Source organism: Mesorhizobium sp. M2A.F.Ca.ET.067.02.1.1 (assembly GCF_004023285.1).
Lineage (GTDB): Bacteria > Pseudomonadota > Alphaproteobacteria > Rhizobiales > Rhizobiaceae > Mesorhizobium.
This window is the reverse complement of sequence record NZ_RZSB01000228.1, coordinates 1-8,014: the sequence shown is the minus strand read 5'-3', so window position 1 is coordinate 8,014 and position 8,014 is coordinate 1. Positions and strand designations below refer to the sequence as shown.

The window sequence follows — 8,014 nt, the reverse complement described above, 5'->3', positions numbered from 1 at the left end:
AGCTTCGCCGGCCGGTGCGCGTGCTGGCGCGGCAAGACGAAACGGTCGAATGACAGCGGCACGCCGAACAGCGCGGGACCAGCCGCGTTGCCGCCATTACCCTGTCCCCACCTCAACGCAGACACGAAGCGTCCTCCACCATCCAACTCAACAAATCGCCGAACGAGTGTCCCGCTTGCGCGGCGATTTCGGGCACCAGAGACGTCGGCGTCATGCCCGGCTGAGTGTTGACCTCGAGCCAGACAACCTCGCCGTTTTCGGAGTGACGGTCGTCGTAACGGAAATCCGATCGGGAGACGCCCCGGCAACCAATGGCAAGATGAGCCTTGAGGGCCAGTGTCTGTATTTTTTGGTAAATATTCGGTGAAATTTTAGCAGGGATTTCGTGTTTTGATCCGCCAGGCACGTATTTTGAGTCGTAGTCGTAGAAGGTATGCCCGGTCGGAATGATCTCGCAGACGCCGAGCGCCACATCGCCCATCACCGCGCAGGTCAATTCGCGCCCATGGATGTAGCGCTCGACCATGACCGTCTCGCCATATTGCCATTCGGTTGAGCCGATCACCTGCGGCGGATGCGACTGCCCCTCATGCACGATGACGACGCCGAAGCTCGACCCCTCATTGACCGGTTTGACCACATAAGGCGGCTTCATCGGATGCACATCCTTGACGGCGAAGCGATTGACCACCTTGGATTCCGCGACCGGAATGCCGGCCGCTTTGGCAACCTTCTTGGCCTGCTCCTTGTTCATGGCCAGCGCCGAAGCGAGCACGCCCGAATGGGTGTAGGGAATTGCGAGATATTCGAGAATTCCCTGGATGGTGCCGTCCTCGCCGAACGGGCCATGCAGCGCGTTGAAGGCGACGTCGGGCTTGAGCTCGGCAAGCACCGATCCAACATCGCGCGAAACATCGACGCGGGTGACCTGATAGCCTTCAGTCTCGAGCGCATCCGCACACGCCTTCCCCGAGGATAGAGACACGGGCCGCTCCGAGGAGAATCCACCGAGGAGAACAGCCACATGCTTCTTCTTCATTTCCCATCATCCCCTCTCACGCCGGGCCTGCAACCGATATTCCCGCACCGCATTCCCGAGCATTGAGTCCGAGCTTCCGGCAGGTTGCCCCCCCAGACGGAAAACGCGGCTGAACGCGTCGAACGACTCAAATTAGGAAACGCTTCAGGGCAGAGAATCAGAGAGTTGATTCGCTGGCAAGTGCCTATGATTCCGAGAGATTCACTTTCCGCGAAAACAGCCGAGAAAAGTGTGTTGTTGAGTCTTTGCAGCAACGGTTGAGGCCGCCGCGAAGCACCGAAGTTCAAGTAGTACTTGAACTAACGAGTTCGCTGAGGTGCGTTGAGATTCAGGTCAGGCCGAGCCGGAGTCGAAGACGGGCGCGAAGCGACCAAACAAGGTGGCATCCGAGAACCGGAGCGGAGCGTACTAAAGTACGTGAGCACCGGAAGCGCAGGAAGCCGCCGTTTGCAGGCCGGCCTCACCTGAATATCAACGCACCTCAAAGGAGTTGCCCGAGGAACTCCTGCACCTCATGACCGGGCCGGAAATTGCCGAGGCGCTTGATCTCCCAGTGCAGCCGGATGCCGGAATTCTCGAGCACACGCGCGCGCACCGTCTCGCCAAGATATTCGAGGTCATAGCCGGTCGCGGTGCCGGTGTTGATCATGAAGTTGCAATGCATCGGCGACATCTGCGCGCCGCCGATCATCAGCCCGCGGCAGCCGGCCTTGTCGATCTCCTTCCAGGCCGAGGTGCCTTCCGGATTCTTGAAGGTAGAGCCGCCGGTTTTCTCGCGGATCGGCTGCACCGTCTCGCGATGGTTCTGCACGGCATCCATCGCCGCCTTGATCGCCGCCTTGTCTTCCGGAAACCCCTCGAAAATGGCGGAGGTGAAGATCAGTCCGGCGGGCGCGGACGAGTGGCGGTAGGTATAACCCATATCGGCATTGCTGAGCGTGTGAAGATTGCCCTTACGGTCCAGCGCCGTCACCTCCACCACGCGCTCCCGGGTCTCAACGCCGTTGGCGCCGGCATTCATCCTGAGCGCGCCGCCAATGGCGCCGGGGATGCCGTGATAGAAATGGAAGCCGCCGATCCCGGCTTCATGCGCCACGGCGGCGACACGCTTGTCAGGTGTTGCAGCACCCGCCTTGATCGTGGTCGGTCCGGTGGCCTCGGCCTCGCCGAAACCCTTGGCAGAGAGCCTGACGACGAAACCTGGAATGCCGCCGTCACGCACCAGGAGATTCGAGCCGACGCCGACCACCATGACCGGTATCTCTTCCGGCACCGCGCGCAGGAAGGCGGCGAGGTCTTCCTCGTCGGCCGGCTGGAACAGCGCCTCCGCCAGGCCGCCGGCGCGGAACCAGGTGATCTTGTCCATCTCGGCGTTCGGCGTGATGCGGCCGCGCAGGCCCGAAAGCTTGTCGCCGAGCTTGTCGATGAGATCCTGGCCGCGCATCATGAGGGCGTCCCGCCAAGTTCCTTGGGCAGCGCGTAAGCCCATTGCGTTATGTTGCCGGCGCCGAGGAAGACGACGAAATCGCCGGGCTTGGCAAGATCGCGAACGGCTGGCGCGATCGCCGCCGGCCCATCGATATAGCGCGCGTCGCGATGGCCGCCGGAACGGATGCGCGCAACCAGCGCATCGGAGGTCACGCCTTCGATAGGCTCCTCGCCTGCCGCATAGACCGGCGCCACCATCACCGTATCCGCGTCGTTGAAGCAGACGGAGAATTCGTTGAACAGATCGTGCAGCCTGGTGAAGCGATGCGGTTGCGCGATGGCAATCACACGCCCTTTGGTGGCGCTGCGCGCGGCCTTCAGCACCGCCGCGATCTCCACCGGATGATGGCCGTAATCGTCGAACACCTCGACACCGTTCCACGAGCCGGTGTGTGTGAAGCGCCGCTTGACGCCGGCGAAGGACGACAGACCCTTCTTGATCGCGTCATCCGACAGGCCGAGCTCGTGCGCGACCGCGATCGCCGCCGTCGCGTTGGAGACGTTGTGCTTGCCGGGCATAGGCAGGCGCAGGCCGGTTATCGTCGCGGTGCCGCGCCCCTTGCGGTCGCGGATCAAGACGTCGAACTCCGAGATCGCGCCCAGCATGCGATGGTTGGTGAAGCGAACATCGGCCTGCGCGTTCTCGCCATAGGTGATGACGCGGCGGTCCTCGATGCGGCCGACCAGCGCCTGCACCTCCGGATGATCGGTGCACATCACGCCGAAGCCGTAGAACGGCACGTTCTCGACGAACTGGCGGAAGGCCTCGCGCACCTTGTCGAAGCTGCCATAATGGTCGAGATGCTCAGGATCGATATTGGTGACGACGGCGATGTCGGCCGGCAGTTTCAGGAAGGTGCCGTCGCTCTCATCCGCCTCGACCACCATCCACTCGCCGTCGCCCATTCGCGCATTGGTGCCATAGGCGTTGATGATGCCGCCATTGATGACGGTCGGATCGAGCCCGCCGGCCTCGAGCAGCGTCGCCACCATCGAGGTGGTGGTCGTCTTGCCATGCGTGCCGCCGATGGCGACCGCCTGGCGAAAGCGCATCAATTCGGCCAGCATCTCGGCCCGGCGCACGATCGGAAGCAACTTCTCCCGCGCAGCCCTCAGTTCCGGGTTGGATTTCTTGATCGCGGTCGAAACAACGACGACTTCGGCATCGCCGAGATTCTCCGCCTTGTGGCCGACGAAGCATTCGATGCCCTTGTCGCGCAGCCGCTGCACATTGGCGCCGTCGGCCTGGTCGGAACCCTGCACCTTATAGCCGAGATTGTGCAGCACCTCGGCGATGCCACTCATGCCGATGCCGCCGATGCCGATGAAATGCACAAGGCCGATCGTCTGCGGCATCTTCATGCGCGCGTCCTCCTATAGTCCGAAACCGTTTTGCCGGACGCAATAGCCTCTGTCAGATCGGCGAGCAACCGTGCCGCGTTCGGTTTCCCGGCCGAACGGGCTGCGGCGGCCATGGCCGCCAGCCGGTCCGGGTCCTGCATCAGCCCGCCGACCAGTTGCGCAATCCGTTCGGCCGACAGTGTCGACTGCGGATGGAGCTCGGCGCCGCCGGCGGCGGCAAGGGCCGCGGCATTCGCCGCCTGATCGTGGTCGAGCGCGTGCGGATAAGGAACCAGCAGCGCCGGCCGACCGATGACCGCGATCTCCGAAACCGTCGAGGCGCCGGAGCGCGACATCACCAGATGCGCCGCCGCCATGCGCGCCGCCATGTCGGTAAAGAAGGGCGAGACCTGGACGTCGACGCCGAGCTCGGCATAAGCCGCCTTCACCCGCGCAACATCCTCCGCGCGGGCCTGTTGCGTGATCACCAGGCGCCTGCGCAGGTCTTGCGGCAACAGCGCGACCGCCGCCGGAACCGCATCGGAAAAGAACTGCGCGCCCTGGCTGCCTCCGAACACCAGCAGGCGGAACGGCTCGCCTTCGTTCGATGCCGCATAGGGCGTCTTCGCTGCCTCGAGCACCTGCGGCCTGACCGGATTGCCGGTGGTCACCGTCTTTGCGCCGTCGGCGCTCGCGCCTTCCGGCAGGAAGCCGCCGGCAATCGCGTCGACGCGGCCGGCAAGCGCCTTGTTGGCACGACCCATGACGGCGTTCTGCTCGTGGATCAGCGTCGGCACCTTGCGCCTTGTCGCCGCATAGAGCGGCGGCAGCGTCGGATAGCCGCCGAAGCCGACGACCGCCTCCGGCTTGATCCGGGCGATGATCCGGCTTGCTTCGCGCACGCCCTGCCAGATCTTCCAGAACGCCGAGACCACGGCGACCGGATTTTTCGAGCCCAGCGTCGCCGACGGGACCGCATGGATGTCGGCGGCGGGAAACTGTCCGGAATAGCGCTCGGCGCGCCGGTCGGTGGCAAGATGCACCTTCCAGCCGCGTTCGATCAGCTCATGCGCGAGCGCCTCGGCCGGAAACAGGTGTCCGCCCGTTCCGCCGGCTGCAAGCAGGATGACACCCTTCGCCATCCCGCCTCATTCCGCCGGGATTGCGCGCTGCGCGAGGACGAAGCCCATCTGCTTGCGCTTTTCCGGACGCTTGCGCGTCAATGCCAGCACCATGCCCATCGAGACGGCGATGGCGATCTGCGAGGAGCCGCCATAGGAGATGAAGGGCAGCGTCATGCCCTTGGCGGGCATCAGCTGCAGGTTGACGCACATGTTGATTGCCGACTGCAAGCCGAAGATGGTGACGAGACCGCCCACCGCGTAGCGGGTGAAATCGTCATGCTCCTTGAGCGCGATGCTCAGGCCGCGCAGCACGATGAAGGCGAAGATCGACATGATGAAGAAGCACATGATCAGGCCGAATTCCTCGCCCGCGACCGAGAACACGAAGTCGGTATGAGCATCCGGAACAATGCGCTTGACGGTTCCTTCACCCGGCCCAACCCCGAACCAGCTGCCGTTGATCAGTGCCTCGCGGCCCATATCGACCTGAAACGTATCGCCCTCGCCGGTCAGGAACTTGTTGATGCGCAAGGCAACGTGCGGGAACACCGTATAAGCGGCGAACAGGCCACTCGCACCAGTGATGCCGAGGGCCATGATCCACAGCCACGGCAGGCCGGCCATGAAGAACATAACGCCCCAGGTGCCGGTGACCAGCATGGTCTGGCCAAGATCGGGCTGGGCGACCAGAAGAGAAACCACGAGGACCAGAAGCAGGAGGGCGAACAGATTGCCGGGGATGTCGAGCTGGCGCTTATGCTCGGCAAACAGCCAGGCGCAGATGATGACGAAGGCCGGCTTCAGGAACTCGGACGGCTGGATGGACAGGCCGGCGAGCGACACCCAACGCCGCGCGCCCTTCACCTCGACACCGACGTAGAGCACTGCCACCATCAGCACCAGCATGACACAGATCAGCACCAGCGACATGCGCCTTATCTGCCTCGCCTGCAGGAAGGAGACCGCCAGCATCACGGCGAGCGCCGGGATGGTGAAGATGATCTGCCTGGTGGCGAAGTGAAAGCTGCTGAGGCCGATGCGTTCGGCCACCGCTGGGCTGGCGGCAAAGGACAACACGATACCCAGTCCCATCAGCGACAGGAACGCCGCCAGAAACCAGCGATCGATGGTCCACCACCAGGTGGCGACAGGACTTTTGTCGAGACGGCTTTGCATCAAAGTGGCCCTCCGATGGGTTTGACACCATCAATAGCAGTCGCAGCTTGCCTGAAGGCTTCGCCGCGAACTTCGAAATTCTTGAACTGGTCGAAACTGGCGCAGGCCGGCGAAAGCAGCACCACGGCCTCGCCGCCGGCGTCGCTCGCCGCGTCATGGGCGGCATGCTCGACCGCCGCCGCCAGCGTTCCCGATATCTCGTAGGGCACGGCTTCGCCGAGCGTCGCCGCGAAGGCGGGCGCCGCCTCGCCGATCAGATAGGCCTTGGCGATGCGCGGGAAGAAGCCGCGCAAGGGCTCGATGCCGCCTTCCTTGGGCAGGCCGCCGGCAATCCAGTAGATGCGGCTGGGGAAGCTTGACAGCGCGGGAGCAGCCGCGTCGGCATTGGTCGCCTTGGAATCGTTGACGAACAGCACATGGCCCTTGCGGCCGACCTGTTCCATGCGGTGCGCCAGCCCGGGAAAGCTTTCGAGCCCTGCCTGGATTTCGCCAAGCTCGAGCCCGACCTTGAGGCAGGCAACGACGGCGGCCAGCGCATTCTGCGCATTATGCTGGCCACGCAGCGAGCCGATGCCCTCGAGGAAGGCGACGCGGCTGTAGCGGCCATGCACGGCTTCCATCAGATTGGTGCCGTCGGCGAAATAGCCGTCCGTCAAAGGCAGGCGCTTGGAAATGCGGGTGACCTGCCGCCCTGCCCGCTCCAGCCGGTCGGCGATCTGGGCGCCCCAGGAATCGTCGACGCCGACGATCGCGGTGTCTGAGCCGGCGACCAGCCTTTCCTTGATCGAGGCGTAATGCGCCATCGTGCCGTGCCGGTCGAGATGATCGGGCGTCAGGTTGAGCAGGATGCCGGCGGTGGGGTTGATCGAGGGCGCGAGGTCGATCTGGTAGGAGGAGCACTCCACCACATAGTGCCGCTTCGGTTCGGGCGGATCGAGCGTCATGATGGCGCGGCCGATATTGCCGCCCATCTGCGTGTCGCGTCCCGCCGACTTCAATATATGCGCCGTCAGCGCCGTCGTCGTCGATTTGCCGTTGGTGCCGGTGATCGCGATGAAGGGTGCCGCCGGCGCGCGGGCGATGCGCTCGCGGCAGAACAGCTCGATATCGCCGATCACCTCGACGCCGGCGCCGCGCGCCAGCTCCACCGTCCAATGCGGCTTCGGATGCGTCAGCGGCACCCCTGGCGACAGCACGAAGGCGGCGAAGCGCGGCCAATCGGCGGCGCGCAGATCGCCCGTCGCGATGCCCGCGGCCGCTGCCTTGGCGACACTTTCAGGATTGTCGTCCCAGGCCAGCACCTCGGCACCGCCCGCGATCAGCGCATACGCGGTGGCAATCCCCGAGCCGCCGAGCCCGAAGAGCGAAACGCGTTTGCCTGAGAAGGAAGCGGCGGGGATCAAGCGGGCTGGTCCTATCTGAGCTTGAGGGTGGAGAGGCCGACCAGCGCCAGGATGACGGCGATGATCCAGAAGCGGATCACCACCTGGCTTTCGGTCCAGCCGAGCTTTTCGAAATGGTGATGGATCGGCGCCATCAGGAAGACGCGCTTGCCGGTCATCTTGAAGTAGCCGACCTGGATGATGACCGAGAAAATCTCGACCACGAACAGGCCGCCGACGATGACCAGCACGATCTCGTGCTTGGTGGCGACGGCGATGGTGCCGATCAGGCCGCCCATCGCCAGCGAGCCGGTGTCGCCCATGAAGATCGCGGCCGGCGGTGCGTTGAACCAGAGGAAGCCGAGGCCGGCGCCGATCACCGCGCCGAGCACGACGGCGAGCTCACCGGTGCCGGGAACGAAATGGATCTGCAGATATTCGGCGAAGACCGCGTTGCCCGAGAG

Annotated in this window: 7 protein-coding genes; all 7 read right to left on the bottom strand. The window is 64.2% G+C overall.

The genetic code is table 11. The annotated features are described in order from the left end of the window. Positions 1–112 precede the first annotated feature (112 nt). Entirely contained in the window at positions 113–1,039 is a 927-nt protein-coding gene (locus tag EOA28_RS17030) for a D-alanine--D-alanine ligase (protein ID WP_127250292.1), read from the bottom strand. A gap of 481 nt (positions 1,040–1,520) precedes the next feature. Further along, entirely contained in the window at positions 1,521–2,486 is a 966-nt protein-coding gene (gene murB, locus EOA28_RS17025; protein WP_127250291.1) for a UDP-N-acetylmuramate dehydrogenase, read from the bottom strand. Further along, the gene (murC, locus tag EOA28_RS17020) at positions 2,483–3,889 is read right to left on the bottom strand and encodes a UDP-N-acetylmuramate--L-alanine ligase (RefSeq protein WP_127250290.1); all 1,407 of its coding nucleotides are present in this window, start codon (positions 3,887–3,889) and stop codon (positions 2,483–2,485) included. The genes murB and murC overlap by 4 nt, the downstream gene beginning before the upstream one ends. After that, entirely contained in the window at positions 3,886–5,010 is a 1,125-nt protein-coding gene (gene murG, locus EOA28_RS17015; protein WP_127250289.1) for an undecaprenyldiphospho-muramoylpentapeptide beta-N-acetylglucosaminyltransferase, read from the bottom strand. The genes murC and murG overlap by 4 nt, the downstream gene beginning before the upstream one ends. 6 nt (positions 5,011–5,016) lie before the next feature. Beyond that, positions 5,017–6,168, bottom strand: a complete 1,152-nt coding sequence (ftsW, locus tag EOA28_RS17010; RefSeq protein ID WP_127250288.1) for a putative lipid II flippase FtsW — start codon at positions 6,166–6,168, stop codon at positions 5,017–5,019. Further along, entirely contained in the window at positions 6,168–7,571 is a 1,404-nt protein-coding gene (gene murD / locus EOA28_RS17005) for a UDP-N-acetylmuramoyl-L-alanine--D-glutamate ligase (protein ID WP_127250287.1), read from the bottom strand. The genes ftsW and murD overlap by 1 nt, the downstream gene beginning before the upstream one ends. An 11-nt stretch (positions 7,572–7,582) precedes the next feature. Continuing rightward, on the bottom strand, positions 7,583–8,014 hold a 432-nt coding region (gene mraY, locus EOA28_RS17000), incomplete at its 5' end, for a phospho-N-acetylmuramoyl-pentapeptide-transferase (protein WP_128315079.1).

Bases quoted from the DNA above. Each gene is read 5' to 3' on its own strand.
- EOA28_RS17030 (WP_127250292.1), bottom strand. From the start codon at position 1,039: ATGAAGAAGAAGCATGTGGCTGTTCTCCTCGGTGGATTCTCCTCGGAG.
- murB (WP_127250291.1), bottom strand. From the start codon at position 2,486: ATGATGCGCGGCCAGGATCTCATCGACAAGCTCGGCGACAAGCTTTCG.
- murC (WP_127250290.1), bottom strand. From the start codon at position 3,889: ATGAAGATGCCGCAGACGATCGGCCTTGTGCATTTCATCGGCATCGGC.
- murG (WP_127250289.1), bottom strand. From the start codon at position 5,010: ATGGCGAAGGGTGTCATCCTGCTTGCAGCCGGCGGAACGGGCGGACAC.
- ftsW (WP_127250288.1), bottom strand. From the start codon at position 6,168: ATGCAAAGCCGTCTCGACAAAAGTCCTGTCGCCACCTGGTGGTGGACC.